The organism is Herbaspirillum sp. NPDC087042 (genome assembly GCF_044745245.1).
In the GTDB taxonomy this organism is placed as follows: Bacteria; Pseudomonadota; Gammaproteobacteria; order Burkholderiales; family Burkholderiaceae_D; genus Herbaspirillum.
The window spans coordinates 109,509-126,399 of record NZ_JBIUZW010000011.1 but is presented as its reverse complement, the minus strand read 5'-3'; the positions used below and the strand labels follow the sequence as shown (position 1 = coordinate 126,399).

Genomic DNA, 16,891 nt, shown 5'->3' with positions numbered 1-16,891 from the left:
TTGAATACCAACCGAAAAGCCAGTGACGCCGATCCCAGCATGATCGTGCCGGCCTACTGGGAAGAGGCCAAGGCCGAGCTGATGAAGCGTGACCGCATCATGCGCAAGATCATCCCGCAATTCGGGGATCTGCAATTGACGGTGCGCGGCGACGCCTTCACCACGCTGGCGCGCTCGGTGATCGGCCAGCAGATCTCGACCAAGGCCGCCAATGCGGTCTGGCAGCGCTTCCTGGAAGCCTGTCCACGCTGCACACCGGGCCAGGTGATCCGTACCGGTCCCGATGGGCTGGCGGCGTGCGGCCTGTCCAAGCGCAAGGCCGAGTACATCCTCGACCTGGCGGCCCACTTCAAGGCCAAGACGGTACATCCCGACAAATGGGCGGAGATGGAAGACGAAGCCGTCATTGCCGAGATGATCCAGATCCGCGGCATCGGCCGCTGGACAGCCGAGATGTTTTTGATATTTAATCTGCTGCGCCCGAATGTCTTGCCGCTGGATGACCTGGGATTGCTCAAGGGCATCAGCATCAGCTATTTCTCGGGCGAGCCTGTCTCGCGCAGCGATGCGCGCGAGGTCGCCGCCAACTGGGAGCCGTGGCGTACCGTCGCAACCTGGTATCTGTGGCGCAGCCTGGACCCGCTGCCTTCGGATTATTGAACCGGGTTTGATCCATGGGGAAGAGGGTGCGGGTGACCACTGGTGTATACTCCGCTCCTCGCAAGATTGAAGGCAAACCGATGCCGTCGGGATCATCGAGCCGCAACCCGCACCGGGCCGGCGTTTCGCAGTGCATCGGACTTGTTGAAAAAGGAACACAATGAGTAAATCGACAACGACTTTTCTGGGCTTCGAGCAGGCCATCGCCGAGCTGGATGCCAAGATCGAAGAGTTGCGTTTTGTGCAGGACGACTCGGCCGTCGACATCTCCGAGGAGATCGAGCGCCTGGTCAAGAAAAGCCAGCAGCTGACCAAGGACATCTACGCCAAGCTCACGCCCTGGCAGGTCTCGCAGATCGCCCGCCATCCGCAACGTCCCTACACCATGGACTACGTGCGCGAGTGCTTCACCGACTTCCACGAACTGCATGGCGACCGCACCTTTGCGGACGACCTGTCCATCATCGGTGGCCTGGCGCGTTTCAATGGCCAGGCCTGCATGGTGATCGGCCACCAGAAGGGGCGCGACACCAAGGAACGTGCCCTGCGCAACTTCGGCATGCCCAAGCCGGAAGGCTATCGCAAGGCGATGCGCCTGATGAAGCTGGCCGAGAAGTTCAATTTACCGATTTTTACCTTCGTCGATACCCCGGGTGCATTCCCCGGCATCGATGCCGAGGAACGCGGCCAGTCCGAAGCCATCGGTCACAACCTGTACGTGATGGCCGAACTGAAGGTGCCGCTGATCGCCACCATCATCGGTGAAGGCGGTTCTGGCGGCGCGCTGGCCATCGCCGTGGGCGATTCGGTGCTGATGCTGCAATATGCAACCTACTCGGTGATCTCGCCGGAAGGCTGCGCTTCCATCCTGTGGAAGACCGCCGACCGCGCCTCCGATGCTGCCGAAGCACTGGGCCTGACCGCTCATCGCCTGAAGGCCATCGGCCTGATCGACAAGATCGTCAACGAACCGCTGGGCGGCGCCCACCGCGACCCCAAGCAGATGGCCGGCTTGCTCAAGCGCGCGCTGTCGGATTCGCTGCGTCAGTTCCAGGGCATGAAGACCAAGGAACTGCTGGCGGCACGCCACGAAAAGCTGATGGCCTATGGCAAGTTCAAGGAATTGAATTCCTCCGAATAAGCCGGCCGGTTTGTCATCACGCTCATCAGGCGCCAGCGATTGCTTCGCTGGCGTTTGTCATTTCAGGATCCGCTTTTGTCTATGTCCGATCAATCCTCTTCCCCCGGCGCCAGGTCGCTCGCACTGCTGATGCAGGCCTTGCAGGCGACGCTGGCGGCCAGCGCCTTCGATGCGGCCCGCGATACGCTGGCCGTGGCCTATAGCGGTGGACTCGATTCCACCGTGCTGCTGGATGTGGCGGCACAACTGGCGCAGCAGCAGGGAGTGCGCGTGCTGGGCCTGCATGTGCATCACGGCTTGAGCCCGCATGCCGATGCCTGGTTGGTGCATGCCCAGGACTTTTGCGCGCAACGCGGGCTGCCCCTGCATGCCGAGCATGTGCAGTTGGACAAGGTCGCCGACAGTGGTGTGGAAGAGGCGGCGCGGCTGGCCCGTTACGCCGCCCTGGGACGGCTGTGCCGCCAGCACGGTGCACGCCTGCTGCTGACCGCCCATCACCTGGACGACCAGGCCGAGACCGTGTTGCTGCAGCTCTTGCGCGGCAGCGGCCTGGCAGGCCTGTCGGGCATGGATAGCTGCCACGCGGCACCAGCCCTGCTGGGCGATCCCGATACCCTGGTGGCGCGTCCCTTGCTGGGTATCACGCGTGCGCAACTGGAATCCTATGCGCAGCAGCAGGGCCTGGCCTGGATCGAGGATGAGTCCAATGCCGACCCGCGCTATACGCGCAATGCCCTGCGTCACCAGGTGATGCCAGCCCTGGGCCAGGTCTTTCCGGGCTACCAGCAGCGCCTGGCGCGCAGTGCCGGTCATGCGCAGGGTGCGCAGGAACTGCTGCGCGAAGTGGCCGAAGCCGACCTGGCGCAATGCCGCCGTGACGATCACCTGCTGATGCCCGCGCTACGCAGCCTGAGCGAGCAACGCTTCCTGAACCTGATGCGCCACTGGTTCGGCCTGCGCGGCATGCGCATGCCTTCGGCGGCCTGGATGCAGGAGATGCGCAGCCAGTTGCTGCAGGCCGACGTGGAGGCGCAGCTGTGCGTCTCGCATCCCGATGGCGAGGTGCATCGCTACCGGGAACGTGTCTTCCTCGCGCCGCGTCGCACGCCGCCCGACGAGGGGACGGTGATCCGCCTGCGCTGGGAAGGGCAGGCGCAACTGCGTATCGATGCCTACTACGGCGTGCTGCATGTCGAGGTGCTGGCAGCAGAAGATGGGCGGCCCGGTTTTTCGCCGGCGTGGTTGCGTGCGCAGCCGCTGTCGGTGTGTGCACGCAGTGGCGGCGAGCGCATCCAGCTGGGTGCCAATCGCCCGGCACGCAGTCTCAAGCAGCAATACCAGAGCGCCGATGTGCCAGCCTGGGAGCGGCCTTTCCTGCCGCTGCTGTTTGCCGGTGATGCGCTCATCTTTGCGGCTGGCATCGGGATGGATTGCGCCCACTTCAGCAGTGACGGCGAGCGCGTTGCGTTACGCTGGCAGGCCGATTGAAAACGATCCAAATAATCTAAATAATCTAAACAATATAAAAAATACCGCACCCAGGCCTGGCGGCGAGGGTGCGGCATCCCTGTCATCCCTGACATGGGTGGGCGCCTGGGGCGCCCGGGTCTTGCTCCTTGCGGACGGCTTACTTGGCGGCGCCGTCAGTGGCCGGCTTGGCTTCGGTGCCGGCGGCTTCCTTCTTTTCTACCTTCTTCTCGCTCTTCTTGACAGCCTTCTTGTGCTTGGCGTGCTCGGTCTTGGCCTTGGGTGCGGCCTCGGTCTTGGCGGCATCAGCCTTGGCCGGTGCGGCGGCGGTGGTGGCCGGGGTGGCTGCGGCAGGGGCGGTGGCGCCGGTCTGGGCGAATACCGGCAGGGTCAGGGCCGACAGCAGGGAAGCAACGATGATGGTCTTGGTGTTCATGGTGATGTCCTTTGGGTGATGTTTCAATGTGACGGATGCGTCATCCGTGCTACGTGCTCAGTGTGCGTGTGTGCTGCAATTACTTGGTCTTGGCGGCGTCGGTGGCCGGCTTGGCTTCAGTGCCGGCGGCGTCCTTCTTTTCCGCCTTCTTTTCGGTCTTGCCGTCGGTCTTGGCTTCGGACTTCTTTTCAGCCTTCTTGTGCTTGGCGTGCTCGGTCTTGGCCTTGGGCGCAGCCTCGGTCTTGGCGGCTTCCGTCTTGGCCGGTGCGGCGGCGGTGGTGGCCGGCGCTGCTGCGGCAGGGGCGGTGGCACCGGTCTGGGCGAATACCGGCAGGGTCAGGGCCGACAGCAGGGAGGCAACGATGATGGTCTTGGTCTTCATGATGGTGTCCTTTCAAAAACGGATGGCTTATCCGTAGTACGTGGTCTGTGTTGTGCTGTGATGAACGTCTGATCCGGCTTACTTGGTCTTGGCGGCGTCGGTGGCCGGCTTGGCATCGGTGCCAGCGGCATCCTTCTTTTCTACCTTCGCATCTGCCTTCGCGTCAGCTTTCTTGTCCGCCTTGTGTTCGGCCTTCTTTTCCGACTTCGCTGCCGCCTTCTTGTGCTTGGCGTGTTCAGTCTTGGCCTTGGGGGCGGCGTCGGTCGTGCTCGCTGCTGCAGCAGTGGTGGCGGTGGGGGCGGCCGGTGCGGCTGCTGCAGTGCTGCCAGTCTGTGCAAACACCGGCAAGGCCAGGGCAGTCAGCAGGGAGGCGACGATGACGGATTTGGTGTTCATGGCAATTTCCTTTTGAAAGTGGTTGTTACGTTCGGCGCTTGATCTTGCGTAATCGCTGGATCGTTTTCGTGTCGCCTTGCTACCTATAACGAACGGCCGCAACGGTGGACGACATCAAAGTGTTTCAATTCATGACGGAGTTGTAAGAATTCGTTGCTGCCATTTTTCCAAGGAATTCGTCGCTGGATCTCAGGTGAATCCAGTGCCGCTTCAAGGGGGCCAGGCCACCTCGCGCACGCAGGGGCAGGCTTCTTTATAATGTCGGGCTTTCCTGTCACTGCACCCTGGAGATCACGTGGCCTATCAAACCTGGTTAGCATTCTTCGTCGCGGCCTGCATCATCGCGATTTCCCCCGGCTCCGGCGCCGTGCTGTCGATGAGCCACGGCCTGAACTATGGCGTGCGCCGTACCAGCGCCACCATCCTGGGCCTGGAGATTGCGTTGGTGGTGATCCTGATCATCGCGGGGGCGGGTGTGGGTTCGCTGCTGGTGGCGTCCGAAACCGCCTTCAATGTCATCAAGGTGGCTGGCGCCCTGTACCTGATCTATCTGGGTTTCTCGCAATGGCGTGCACGCGTGCCGACCGAGCAGGAGGGCGAGGCCCTGGATGCGGCCAATGCCGATGCCATCGCCCATCGCGGCCAGACCGGCTGGCAGCGTTGCATGACGGGTTTCCTTACCAATGCCACCAATCCCAAGGGCATCGTCTTCATGGTGGCGGTGCTGCCGCAGTTCATCGACCACGACCGCCCGCTGTGGCTGCAGCTGCTGGTGCTGGCGGTGACCATGGTGGCGGTGGACCTGGTGGTAATGCACGGCTACGCCTTCGCGGCCAGCCGCCTGCAACGCTTCTTCCGCAGCCAGAAGGCGATCAAGGCGCAGAACCGTTTCTTCGGCGGTGTGCTCATGCTGGTGGGAGCGGGGCTGTTCTTCTTCAAGCGCGCCCAGCACTGAGCTCACGTCACCGGTGCCGCGCACCCAATAAAAAACCCGCAAGCGTGCTTGCGGGTTTTTTTGTGCCGGTCCCCGGAGCGGGGCAGCGGCGATGGACGGGTTTACTTGTCCTTCTTCAGGCAGGACGACATGAAGGCCTTGCGTTCGTCGCCCTTCTTGCCGGCGGCGTCGGCGTTACATTGCTTCATCTTGTCCTGCTGGGTCATCGGGGCGGCGGCAGCGGGCTTGTTGGACAGGCAGTCCTTCATGAAGGCCTTGCGCTCATCGCCTTTCTTGCCGGCGGCGTCCTTGTTGCAGGTGGCCATCTTGGTTTGTTGCGCATTTTCCGCCATGGCGGGGGCGGAAAGCAGCATGGGGGCGGCGATGGCGAAGGCGGTCACGGCGATCAGCAGTTTTTTCATTGGAGGCTCCCTGAACAAGGTGGATTCGAGATGTCCGTTAATTCAGACGAGCGCATTACAGCATGAAAGTTTAAGACTGCCTAGCGGACACAGTTCAAATCCCCCTCCTGGCAGCCTGCCAGGGCCTTGATCTCATCGGCGCGCTGGCGGGTCTTGTCGGCCAGGCAGGTCTGCAGGGCCAGTGACGCGGCCGAGCCGCCGGCGCTGGCCGAACTCTCGAAGCGGCAGGACAGGTCGCGGTACTTGAGCCAGGCCAGCTGCACATCGCGGATCTGGTTTTGCCTTGCCTTGTCGAGTTTTGCGCGATAGGCCAGGTAGTTGGCATTGAGGTCGGCGTCGGCCTGGGTCAACGTCTGTGAGGCGCAGGCGGTCATTTCGGCCTGGGTGCTGGCCTTGGCGCAATCGGCGGCTTGCGCATGAGCCATGCCCAGGGCCAGCAGCAGCGCCAGGGCCGGCAGGGAAAACAACGGGGATTTCATCAGGGAAGGCTCCATGGACATTGACGAAGCACCCGGAGGCTTGCTGCAGGGAAAGCCGGATGCATGGCCCCCGCGGCACCCAGGTGGCTTGGTCGGGATAAAATCACATTTTGTGTGTCTTAGAAGAACACCTATGGCCGAGGTTCTCGGCCAAATTGCAACAAGCCGTATCCGGAAGACCGGAAAAAGGAGAAGGGCAGATGGGATTGAGCTGGTTATCCGCCATCAAGATGATTCCCTGGGGCGATGTGGTACAGGCCACCCCGGGCATCGTCAAGGGCGCGCGCGACCTGTGGTCGCGTACACGCAAGGCCAAGTCCGAGATCCAGGCGCAGGAGCTGGCGCCGAGCGCCACCGATGCCGAGCACCTGGCCCGGCGCATTGCCCAGCTGGAGGCCGAGCAACTCGATGCCAGCCAGCTCATCAACACGCTGGCCGAGCAGAATGCACAACTGGTGGCCACAGTAGATGGCATGCGCGCCCGCCAGCGCTGGCTGAGCGCCTTCTGCGTCCTGCTGGCGCTGGGGCTGGTGGCCCTGTGGCTGCGCTGAACTTGCGGCATTTTCGTTTCCCTTTCCTCATTCCAGGCTTCTTCGCATGTTCCAACAAGCTCTGCGCATGACCCTGCGCGACTGGCGCACCGGTGAACTCCGCTTTTTGCTGATTGCCCTGATCGTGGCGGTGGCGGCGCTGTCGTCGGTGGGGTTCTTCGTCGACCGCATGCGTGCCGGTATGGCGCGCGACGCCCACCAACTGCTGGGCGCCGACCTGCTGGTGGCGGCCGACCAGCCGCTGCCGCCGCAATGGCTGCAACAGGCCCGCCAGCAGGGCCTGCTGCAGGCGCAGACGCAGGTCTTCCCCAGCATGGCCCAGGCCGGCGAGGGCGATGCCGCGCGCTCGCTGCTGTCCTCGATCAAGGCGGTGACGCCAGGCTACCCCCTGCGCGGGCAGCTCAAGCTGCGCGGCTCCGATGGCAGTGATCGTGTGGCCGAAGGCATTCCCCAGCCGGGTACGGTATGGGTCGATCCGCAGATCCTGTCGCAGCTCGACTTGCGCGTGGGCGATACCCTGAGGCTGGGCGACCTGCCCCTGAGGATTGCCGCCGTCATCTCGGTGGAACCCGATCGTGGCAGCGCCTTCGTCAACTTCGCGCCGCGCGTGATGCTGGGGGAAGGGGATCTGGCGGCCACTCATCTGGTACAGGTCGGCTCGCGCGTGACCTACCGCCTCCTGATTGCCGGACCGGCAGCGACGGTACAGCGCTTCCAGCAACAGGTGGAGCAACAGATCGCGCAGGACAAGCTGCGCGGTGTACGCCTGGAATCGCTGGAGAATGGCCGCCCCGAGATGCGCGCCACGCTGGACCGCGCCGAGCAATTCCTCTCGCTGGTGGGCCTGCTCTCGGCCATGCTGGCGGCGCTGGCCGTGGCCATGGCGGCGCGCCGCTTCATGCTGCGTCACCTGGATGCCTGCGCCATGCTGCGCTGTTTCGGCCTGACCCAGCAACAGGTGACCACGCTCTACCTGACCGAATTCATCCTCATCGGCCTGGCCGCTAGCGTGATCGGCATGCTGCTGGGTTTTGCCGCCCATTTCGCGCTGCTGCAATGGCTGGGCAGCTTCATGCCCACCGCCTTGCCGCCGCCTGGCTGGCAACCGGCGGTGCAGGGCGTGGCCACCGGCCTGCTGTTGCTGGTGGGGTTTGCGCTGCCGCCCATCCTGCAGTTGCGCAACGTGCCGCATAACCGTGTGATCCGCCGCGACCAGGGCGCACCGCAGGCCCTGACGGTGGCCAGCTACGTGCTGGGTACGCTGGTGTTCTCGGGTTTGCTGCTGTGGCAGGCGGGCGACCTCAAGCTGGGCATGCTGACCATCGCCGGCTTCCTCGGTGGCTTCGGCCTGTTCGCGCTGGTGGCGTGGCTGTGCCTGCGTGGCTTGCGCAGCTTGCGTGGCCTGGTCGACAGCCAGAGCTGGCGCTTTGCCATCGACGGCCTGCAACGCCGTCCGGCCGCCGCCGTCATGCAGGTGGTGGCGCTGGGGCTGGGATTGATGGCGCTCTTGCTGCTCACCGTGATCCGCGGTGATCTGGTCGGCGCCTGGCGCCAGGCCACGCCGGCCGATGCGCCCAATCGCTTCATCATCAACATCCAGCCCGACCAGCGCCAGGCGGTGGAGCAGGCGCTGCGCCAGGGCGGTGTTGCCGATGTGGCGCTGTATCCGATGATCCGCGGCCGGCTGGTGCAGATCAACGGCCGCACCATCAGCGCCGCCGACTACCCGGAAGACCGCGCCAAGCGCCTGGTGGACCGTGAATTCAATCTCTCGACCCAGCGTGATATCCCGCCCGGCAATGGCATCGTGGCCGGCCGCTGGTTCGATGACAGCAAACCGGAAGCCTCGGTGGAGCGTGGCCTGGCCCAGACCCTGGGCATCAAGCTGGGCGATCGCCTGCAATTCGATATCGCCGGCCAGCTGGTGGAGGCGCCAGTGACCAGCCTGCGCAAGCTGGAGTGGGGATCCTTGCGGGTCAACTTCTTCGTCATCATGAACCCGGCCATCATGCGCGACACGCCGCAGAGCTGGATCACCGCGGTGCATCTGACGGCGCCCCAGGAGCCGCTGGGCAACACGCTCACCCGTGACTATCCCAACCTGACCGTGGTCGATATCGGCAGCGTGCTGCGCCAGATCCAGGCGGTGGTGGGGCAGGTGATCTCGGCGGTGGAGTTCCTGTTCCTCTTCACGCTCTGCTCGGGTGTGCTGGTGCTCTATGCGGCGCTGGCGGGTTCCCAGGACGAGCGGGTGCGCGAAGCCGGCCTGTTGCGGGCACTGGGCGCGACCCGGGTCGAGCTGTCGCGGGCGCAGCGCATCGAGGTCTTGCTGGTGGGTTCGGTGGCGGGCTTGCTGGCCGCCAGTGGCGCGGCGGGCATCGGCTGGGCGCTGGCGCACTACGTGTTCAATTTCGACTGGAGCTTCAGCCCCCTGGTATGGGTGGCCGGCATGGGTCTGGGCGCAGCCTGCTCGGCCCTGGGCGGCTGGGCGGGACTGCGCCATGTGCTGCGTCGTCCACCCCTGCAGACCTTGCGCGAAGCCTGATCCAACCCAGGTCAAGGCAGCCCGTCTTTGCCGCCCGGCGGGCCGGCGAGGGCGGGCTGGCTGCGGTATCATGGCGGTCTTATGCAAATCGAAGACCCCAATCAGCCCACCACCTTTGAACTCATCGGCGGCGCAGAAAAACTGCGCGAGATGGTTGACCGTTTCTATGACCTGATGGACCTGGAACCGGAGTTCGCCGGCATCCGCGCCCTGCATCCGCCATCGCTGGATGATTCGCGCGAGAAGACCTACATGTTCCTCTCCGGCTGGACCGGCGGGCCCAGCCTGTACATGGAGAAGTTCGGTCATCCGCGCCTGCGTGCGCGTCACCTGCCTTTCGCCATCGGCGTGTCCGAGCGCGACCAGTGGCTGCGCTGCATGACCTGGGCCATGCAGGACATTGGCCTCTCCGACGACCTCATGAAACGCCTCCTGGCGGCGCTCTACCAGACCGCCGACTGGATGCGCAACAAGCCCGAATAAGCCGCGCCATGACCTCAGTGGAGATGATTCTCGCCGGCCTCGTGGTGGTCGGCATCGTGCTGCAGGTGCTGATCCTGCTGCGTTCGGGCCAGCGCCAGGTCGATAGCCTGGATATCGAAGACGCGCTGCTGCACTTCCAGCAGGAGTTGCAGCGTCACCAGCAGGACACCGGCGAACGCATCGAGCGCGAGCTGCGCAACCAGGTGCAGGCCAGCGCGCAAGGCACGCGCCAGGAGCTGGGCGCCAGTTTCGCCCAGTTGCAGCAGACCATGGCGACTCAGATGACGAGCGTGGCCTCGCTGCAGAACAAGCAGATCGACGGCTTTGCCCAGCAGCTGGTGAAACTCAACGAGACCAACGCCCAGCAACTGGACAGCATGCGCCAGTCCATCACGCTGCAGGCCCAGGTGGGCCGCGAAGAGCAGGCGATCTCGCTCAAGCGCTTCGGCGATACGCTGTACCAGCAGCTCTCGGCGCTGACCGAATCCAATGCCCAGCGCATGGCCGAGGTGCGCGCCACGCTGGAAGCCAAGATCAAGGACCTGCAGAACGACAACGCGCAAAAGCTCGAAGAGATGCGCAAGACCGTCGACGAAAAGCTGCACGCGACCCTGGAGCAGCGTCTGGGCGAATCCTTCAAGCTGGTCTCGGACCGCCTGGACAAGGTGCACCAGGGACTGGGCGAGATGCAGCAGCTGGCCACCGGTGTGGGCGACCTGAAGCGCGTGCTGACCAACGTCAAGACGCGCGGCACCTGGGGCGAAGTGCAGCTGGAGATCCTGCTGGAGCAGATGCTCACGCCCGACCAGTACGCCAAGAACGTGGAGACCGTGCCGGCCAGTGGCGAGCGGGTGGAATTCGCCATCCGCCTGCCGGGCGCCAAGGACGACGGTACCCAGGTATGGATGCCGATCGATGCCAAGTTCCCCAAGGAACAGTACGAGCGCCTGGTCGATGCCGCCGAGCGTGCCGATGCCGACGGCGTGGCCACGGCCGGCCGCGAGCTGGAACGCGCCGTGCGCGGCGAAGCCAAGACCATCGCCGAGAAATACCTGTCGCCGCCCTTGACGACGGACTTCGCCATCCTGTTCCTGCCCACCGAAGGCCTGTATGCGGAGGTGATGCGTCGCCCCGGCCTGTCGGACGAGTTGCAGCGCACCCACCGGGTCACCATCGCCGGGCCGTCGACGCTGTCGGCGCTGCTCAATAGCTTGCAGATGGGTTTCCGCACGCTGGCGCTGGAAAAGCGTTCGTCGGAAGTGTGGCAGGTGCTGGGCGCGGTCAAGACCGAGTTCGGCAAGTTCGGTGAAGTGCTGGCCTCGACCAAGAGCGCGCTGGAGCGCGTGGCCAAGAACATCGACCAGGCCGAGACCCGGACCCGCCAGATGACCCGCAAGCTCAAGTCGGTAGAAGCATTGCCGGCCGAGAATGCGCAAAAGCTGCTGGGCACGGGGGAGCTGGATCTGGGCGACGATACCGAGGGTAGCTGAGTCGCAGCAGGTCGATTACACAATGAAAAAGGGACGGCATGCCGTCCCTTTTTCATTGTGCCGTATTGCCAGCGAAGCGCGTCCTCAGACCAGCCCGTCGAAGAGCACCACCGAGACCTCCTCGCCAGCAGCTACATCACCACGGCCATGTTCCAGTTCCAGGATGCAGTTGGCATCCGACATCGAGCGCAGGATGCCCGAGCCCTGCATGCCGGTCAGGCGCACGTTCCAGCGCCCGTCTTCATCGGGCGCCAGGATGCCACGCTGGTATTCGGTACGACCGGCCTTCTTGCGAATGGGCGTCAGGGTCTTCACGCGCAGGCGCGGCAGCGGCTTGGGTTCGGCGCCGGCCAGTCGCAGCAGGGCATCGCGCACGAAGAAGGAGAAGCTCACCGTCACTGCCACCGGATTGCCCGGCAGGCCGAACAGGTAGGCATCGCGCCCGCGCGAGCTGATGCGGCCGAAGGCCAGTGGCCGGCCGGGACGCATGGCGATCTTCCAGAACGTCATCTCGCCCAGGCTGGCCATGATCTGCTTGGTGTAGTCGGCTTCGCCCACCGAGACGCCACCGGAGGTGATGACCGCATCGGCCTCTTCGCAGGCGCTGCGGAAAGCCGCCTCCAGCGCCGCCGGATCATCGGGGACCACGCCCAGGTCGATGACATCGCAGCCCAGGCGTGTGAGCATGCCGTGCAGGGTGTAGCGGTTGGAGTCGTAGACGCAACCCGGATCCAGCGGCTCGCCCACCGAACGCAGCTCGTCGCCGGTGGAGAAGAACGCCACCCGCAGGCGACGCTGCACCGGTACCTCGGCAATGCCCAGCGACGCCAGCAGGCCGATATCGGAAGGGCGCAGACGGCGACCGCGCGGCAGGGCCACGCTGCCCAGCGCCAGGTCCTCGCCACGCAGGCGGCGGTTGTCGCCGGGGCGCACGCGGCCGGCGGGCAGGGTCACGGCCGGGGGGGTGCCATGGAGATCGGCATCGACCGTCAGTTCCTGCGGGATCACCGTGTCGCAACCGGCCGGCATGGGTGCACCGGTCATGATGCGCACGCACTGGCCGCGCTGCACCTGGCCTGCGAAACTGGCGCCGGCATGCACCGCACCGACGATCTGCAGGCGGACCTGCTGGCCGTCGGCGACATCCTCGCCACGCAGGGCATAGCCGTCCATGGCCGAATTGTCGTGGGCCGGCACATCGATGCGCGAGATGATGTCTTGCGCCAGCACGCGCGAGAGGGCGCTGCGGATGGCCAACTTCTCGATGGCCTCGATGGGGGTGATGAAATCGCGGATCACGGCTTGCGCCTGGTCCACGGTCATGGCGTTGGGGTCATAGCCGTTGATGCAGCTGACGATATCAGTGAGGGAATGCGGGGAAGTCTGGGTCATTGTTCTTTTTCGAGCCGTTGCAGTTCCAGCCCGGTGTTGATATTGCTGAAGGCGCGTTCCTCGGGAAACTCGACCTCCACACAGTGCAGCGTGGCGAACCAGCGCTCCATCTTGCGCTCGCCGGCCGCCAGGAAGGTATCCAGCGAGGGCTTGGCCGAGGTGCGCAGCAGCGAGCATACCGGATGACGCTGGCGCCTGTCCTGACCGACCGTGACCGCGAAGGCGGCTTCGGCACCGGCCAGCGCCATGGCGTCCGCCAGGTGCGCCACCAGGTCGAAGGGGATCAGCGGCGCGTCACAGGGGGCACTGGCCAGGAAGGGCGTCGTGCAATGCGTCAGCCCGCTTTGCAGGCCCGCCAGCGGGCCGGGATAGTCGGACTCCAGGTCATGCCAGATGGGATAGCCGAAACGCGCATAGTGCAACTGCGAGCGGTTGGCATTGAGCGCCAGCGTACCGACCTGGGGAGCCAGCCGCTCCAGCACATGCTGGACCAGCGGCTTGCCGTGCAGTAATTGCAAGCCCTTGTCGACACCGCCCATGCGCGTGCCGCGACCGCCGGCCAGTACGAGGCCGGTGATATGGCTGGCGGTGATCTGGGTGGAAGTCATGGCGGGAACGATGGCAGAAAGACGGCAAACGAGAAGAGGCTGGCAAACCTGGCCGAACCGGTCTATCCGCCAATATAGGACATTTCGACCTTGCGTGCCGGCGCCGCCTGGGCGGCACCCCGCAATTCGGAATAACGGTCGCCACGCTGGCCCCACAGCTGCGCGATGGCGCCGGCCAGGTCGGCATCACTGCCGCCGCCGCGCACGATGCTGCGCAGGTCGTGGCCTTCGCTGCCGAACAGGCAGGTATAGACCTGTCCTTCGGTGGACAGGCGGGCGCGCGAGCAATCCTGGCAGAAGGCCTGGGTCACGCTGGAGATGACGCCGATCTCGCCGCCGCCATCGGCATAGTGCCAGCGTTCGGCGGTTTCGCCGGTGTAGTTGGCATCGGCCACCACCAGCGGCATCTCGGCGGAGATCAGGCGCACCACGTCGGCCGAGGGCAGGACCTCGTCCATGCGCCAGCCATTGGAGCTACCCACATCCATGTATTCGATGAAGCGCAGGATGTAGGGCGAGCCCTTGAAGTGGCGCGCCATCGGCAGGATCTGGTCGTCGTTGACGCCTTTCTTGACGACCATGTTGATCTTGATCGGTCCCAGCCCGGCGGCATGGGCCGCCTCGATGCCTTCCAGCACCCGGGCCACCGGGAAGTCGACATCGTTCATCTTGCGGAAACTCTCGTCATCCAGCGAATCCAGCGACACCGTCACGCGCTTGAGGCCGGCTTCTCTCAATGCCTGGGCCTTCTGCTTGAGCAGGGTGCCATTGGTGGTCAGGGTGAGGTCGATCTCCTGGCCGTCTGGCGTGCGCAGCGCCGCCAGCATGGCGATCAGGGTCTCGATGTTCTTGCGCAGCAGCGGCTCGCCACCGGTCAGGCGGATCTTGCGCACGCCATGGGCGACGAACTGGCGCGCCACCCGCGTGAGTTCCTCGAAACTCAGCAGGTCGGAGTGCGCCAGGAACTGGTATTGCTTGTCGAAGACATCCTTGGGCATGCAATAGACGCAGCGGAAATTGCAGCGGTCGGTGACCGAGATGCGCAGATCCTGCAGCGGCCGTCCCAGCGCATCACTGAGCAGGCCGACCGGCTCGCCGGATGCCGGTGTCACCGGCAGGCCATGGCCGGCCTTGCTGGCGGGAATGGCTTGCCGGTAATCGATGATGGGGATGACGCGCTTGTTCATACTGGATGGGGGTGACTGAAGTGTAACGATAGCACGGCTGGTCGCTCAACATAGATGCACAATCCTGCATATTCACTATGCGATGGGCCGATGATTGTCCGGCAACATCAGGCCCGGCGCGGGTTTGCGGCCATTATGAAACATCGGGGCAAATCCGGCGGGCGACTGTAACCGTTATCGGACCCCTCAACTGTGACCAAATCGGTGTGGCATTGCCGATGGGGCAGGGGCACCGCCAGGTGATCGGGCATGAAAAAGGGAGCCGAAGCTCCCTTTTTCATGATGCGCTATGGTGTTACCAGCGATCAGCGACGCGTCTCGACCTGGACCAGCGGGTCGGTCGATTGCGGCGGCAGCGGCTTGCGTTCACGCGGTACGCGTGCTGCCGGCACGATGGCGGCAGCGGCGTCCTGGGCGGCGCGCAGCTTGACCGGATCGGTCGTGGCCAGGGTCAGGCCGGCTTGCGACAGCATCTGCTGCAGCGAGTCCCACTGACCACCATTGTTGCCGTGGGCAGCCGTCTGCACGGGGGCAGGCGCTGCTTGCGGGGCCACTACGGGAGCCACTACCGGAGCCGGGCTGGCCTCGACGGCATCCAGCAGGCTGATCTGCTGCGGCACAGCCGGGGCGGCAGGTGCTGCAGCGACAACCGGTGCTGCTTCCACTACCGGTGCCACCTCGATGGGCGCTTCGGCCGCGGCCGGTGCAGCCACCGGGGCGGGTGCCGGCTCGATCACCGGTGCCGGTGCAAAGCTGGCATCGATGGACGGTGCCGCCGTTTCGATAGCAGGTTGGCCGGAGAACACGGCAGCAGTCGCTTCAGCAGCGGCAGCGGCAACGGCTTCGACCGAGTTCACGCCACTTTCCACCTCGGCGGCGGTCTGCACGGGTTCGGCAGCCGGGACTTCAGCAGTCGGGGCCGGTGCCTGGGCTACGGCAGCCTGCGCGACCGGCGCTTGCGCATCGGCAGCTTCGTTGACGTCACCTGCCTCGGCGCCTTCACCTTCAGCACCGTCGGCGTTCTCGATCACGTTACCGTTTTCGTCGCGTTCACGGCGATGACGGTTGCGACCACCACGACGGCGACGACGACGCGGCTCGGTGCCGCCTTCGGCGTTTTCTGCGCCTTCGACGCCTTCGCCAGCCTCGACTTGGGCTTGCGCCACGTCTGCAGCCTGCTCTTCACCAGCATGGGCAACTGCGCCAGCAGCCACGGCCACGCCTGCGGTTGCCACGCCGGCTGCCAGTGCGGCTTCCAGCGGCAGACCTTCCTCGGCCTTGGCTTCCTTGCGTTCGCCACGCGGGGCGCGCGGTTCACGGGGCTCACGCGGAGCACGCGGTTCGCGACCTTCACGCGGTTCACGGCCTTCGCGCGGCTCGCGTGGTTCACGCGGCTCGTTGCGGCGACCTTCCTTGGCTTCCTGGCCTTCGCGCACCTGCACGTCACGTGCTTCGCGCGGCTCGCGGCCCTCGCGCGGTTCGCGGCCTTCCTTGGGCTCGCGCGGACCACGCGGCGGACGTACCTGCTTGCCTTCGGCGGCTTCGCCGGCCTTCAGTTCCGGTGCGGCCGGGCCGCGGGGATTGCGTTGCTCGGCATTGCGTTCGCCACGTTCGGCGCGCTCGCCACCGCGTTCGTTACGGTTGCGGTTGCGGCCATTGCGGTCGCCGCCACGGGCATTGCGATCGCCTTCGCGCTTGGCAGGGGCCTTGGCTTCGACGGGTGCGGGAGCGACCACCGGTGCCACCGGCTTCTTGCGGAAGAAGCTGAAGATCTTGCCCAGCAGGCCCGATTCCGGCGCCAGCGTCGGCGGGGGAACGGGAGCGGCCACCGCTTCGGGGGCCTTGCGCTCGACGATCGGGGCTGGCTGGTCCGGGGTGATGCCCTTGACCACGGCTTCCTGGCGCGGACGCACGTCTTCCTTCTGGCGCTTGCTGTAACCGATGTCGGTATCAGCCTGCTCGGCCATGGCGTAGCTGGCTTGGGCGTCGTCCAGGCGCGGATCGTCGTGCTTGATCCGTTCCATCTTGTAGTGCGGGGTTTCCAGGTGCTTGTTGGGGATCATGATGACCGTGACGCGGTGACGTGTCTCGATCTTCAGGATTTCACCGCGCTTCTCGTTCAACAGGAAGGCGGCGACGTCCACCGGCGCCTGCACATGGATGGCGGCCGAGTTTTCCTTCATGGCCTCTTCCTGGATGATGCGCAGCACCTGCAGGGCGGACGAAACGCTAGCTAGGAAGTCGCCCGTGAAGTTGCAAATCTGCCAGGTACCGTAGATCACTCCGGAGAGCTCCGGACACAAGCGCTGGAGCGACAG

The 16,891-nt window shown here is 65.0% G+C and carries 16 protein-coding genes and 1 pseudogene; 8 read left to right on the top strand and 9 right to left on the bottom strand.

The features are described from left to right. The 3 genes from ACIPHN_RS16160 to tilS all read left to right on the top strand — a co-directional run bounded on the left by ACIPHN_RS16160 (position 1) and on the right by tilS (position 3,289). Complete coding sequence (locus ACIPHN_RS16160; RefSeq protein WP_400437742.1) at positions 1 to 660, top strand: DNA-3-methyladenine glycosylase family protein; 660 nt, start codon at positions 1 to 3, stop codon at positions 658 to 660. 160 nt (positions 661 to 820) lie between these two features. Further along, positions 821 to 1,801 (top strand): acetyl-CoA carboxylase carboxyltransferase subunit alpha, encoded by a 981-nt coding sequence (locus ACIPHN_RS16155; RefSeq protein WP_400437741.1) that lies wholly within the window; start codon positions 821 to 823, stop codon positions 1,799 to 1,801. Positions 1,802 to 1,882: 81 nt separating this feature from the next. After that, positions 1,883 to 3,289 carry a tRNA lysidine(34) synthetase TilS gene (gene tilS / locus ACIPHN_RS16150; protein ID WP_400437740.1) on the top strand — a complete coding sequence of 469 codons (1,407 nt, stop codon included), beginning with the start codon at positions 1,883 to 1,885 and terminating at the stop codon, positions 3,287 to 3,289. A gap of 139 nt (positions 3,290 to 3,428) precedes the next feature. Here tilS and ACIPHN_RS16145 read toward each other — a convergent pair whose 3' ends face one another. From ACIPHN_RS16145 to ACIPHN_RS16135, 3 genes are all read right to left on the bottom strand, one after another. Continuing rightward, positions 3,429 to 3,704, bottom strand: a complete 276-nt coding sequence (locus ACIPHN_RS16145; protein WP_400437739.1) for a hypothetical protein — start codon at positions 3,702 to 3,704, stop codon at positions 3,429 to 3,431. A 79-nt stretch (positions 3,705 to 3,783) separates the two neighbouring features. Beyond that, positions 3,784 to 4,086, bottom strand: a complete 303-nt coding sequence (locus ACIPHN_RS16140) for a hypothetical protein (RefSeq protein ID WP_400437738.1) — start codon at positions 4,084 to 4,086, stop codon at positions 3,784 to 3,786. 78 nt (positions 4,087 to 4,164) lie between these two features. Then, the gene (locus ACIPHN_RS16135; protein WP_400437737.1) at positions 4,165 to 4,482 is read right to left on the bottom strand and encodes a hypothetical protein; all 318 of its coding nucleotides are present in this window, start codon (positions 4,480 to 4,482) and stop codon (positions 4,165 to 4,167) included. 295 nt (positions 4,483 to 4,777) lie between these two features. Here ACIPHN_RS16135 and ACIPHN_RS16130 point away from each other — a divergent pair, with 295 nt between their 5' ends. Beyond that, positions 4,778 to 5,437 (top strand): LysE family transporter, encoded by a 660-nt coding sequence (locus ACIPHN_RS16130; protein ID WP_400437736.1) that lies wholly within the window; start codon positions 4,778 to 4,780, stop codon positions 5,435 to 5,437. A 101-nt stretch (positions 5,438 to 5,538) separates the two neighbouring features. On the opposite strand, the gene ACIPHN_RS16125 is transcribed toward ACIPHN_RS16130, so the two are convergent. Both ACIPHN_RS16125 and ACIPHN_RS16120 read right to left on the bottom strand, forming a co-directional pair. Further along, on the bottom strand, positions 5,539 to 5,838 hold the full coding sequence (locus tag ACIPHN_RS16125; RefSeq protein WP_400437735.1) for a PsiF family protein: 300 nt from the start codon (positions 5,836 to 5,838) through the stop codon (positions 5,539 to 5,541). Positions 5,839 to 5,918: 80 nt separating this feature from the next. Then, the gene (locus ACIPHN_RS16120; RefSeq protein ID WP_400437734.1) at positions 5,919 to 6,317 is read right to left on the bottom strand and encodes a lysozyme inhibitor LprI family protein; all 399 of its coding nucleotides are present in this window, start codon (positions 6,315 to 6,317) and stop codon (positions 5,919 to 5,921) included. Positions 6,318 to 6,517: 200 nt separating this feature from the next. Between ACIPHN_RS16120 and ACIPHN_RS16115 the strand changes: the two genes are divergently transcribed. The 4 genes from ACIPHN_RS16115 (at position 6,518) to rmuC (ending at position 11,386) form a co-directional block, all read left to right on the top strand. Next, complete coding sequence (locus tag ACIPHN_RS16115; RefSeq protein ID WP_400437733.1) at positions 6,518 to 6,868, top strand: hypothetical protein; 351 nt, start codon at positions 6,518 to 6,520, stop codon at positions 6,866 to 6,868. 46 nt (positions 6,869 to 6,914) lie between these two features. Further along, the gene (locus ACIPHN_RS16110) at positions 6,915 to 9,413 is read left to right on the top strand and encodes an ABC transporter permease (RefSeq protein WP_400437732.1); all 2,499 of its coding nucleotides are present in this window, start codon (positions 6,915 to 6,917) and stop codon (positions 9,411 to 9,413) included. A gap of 81 nt (positions 9,414 to 9,494) precedes the next feature. Beyond that, positions 9,495 to 9,896 carry a group II truncated hemoglobin gene (locus ACIPHN_RS16105; protein ID WP_400437731.1) on the top strand — a complete coding sequence of 134 codons (402 nt, stop codon included), beginning with the start codon at positions 9,495 to 9,497 and terminating at the stop codon, positions 9,894 to 9,896. Positions 9,897 to 9,904: 8 nt separating this feature from the next. Next, positions 9,905 to 11,386, top strand: coding sequence for a DNA recombination protein RmuC (rmuC, locus tag ACIPHN_RS16100; protein WP_400437730.1), 1,482 nt, complete (start codon positions 9,905 to 9,907; stop codon positions 11,384 to 11,386). A gap of 84 nt (positions 11,387 to 11,470) precedes the next feature. On the opposite strand, the gene glp is transcribed toward rmuC, so the two are convergent. The 4 genes and pseudogenes from glp to ACIPHN_RS16080 form a co-directional block, all read right to left on the bottom strand. Then, positions 11,471 to 12,778, bottom strand: coding sequence for a gephyrin-like molybdotransferase Glp (glp, locus tag ACIPHN_RS16095; RefSeq protein ID WP_400437729.1), 1,308 nt, complete (start codon positions 12,776 to 12,778; stop codon positions 11,471 to 11,473). Then, a complete protein-coding gene (gene mobA, locus ACIPHN_RS16090) occupies positions 12,775 to 13,386 on the bottom strand; it encodes a molybdenum cofactor guanylyltransferase MobA (protein ID WP_400437728.1) in 612 nt (203 codons plus the stop codon). The genes glp and mobA overlap by 4 nt, the downstream gene beginning before the upstream one ends. A 62-nt stretch (positions 13,387 to 13,448) precedes the next feature. Then, positions 13,449 to 14,573: a GTP 3',8-cyclase MoaA gene (moaA, locus tag ACIPHN_RS16085; protein WP_400437727.1), complete on the bottom strand. Its 1,125-nt coding sequence runs from the start codon at positions 14,571 to 14,573 to the stop codon at positions 13,449 to 13,451. Between the two features lie 305 nt (positions 14,574 to 14,878). Further along, positions 14,879 to 16,891, bottom strand: a pseudogene (locus tag ACIPHN_RS16080) (ribonuclease E/G); the annotation flags it as partial.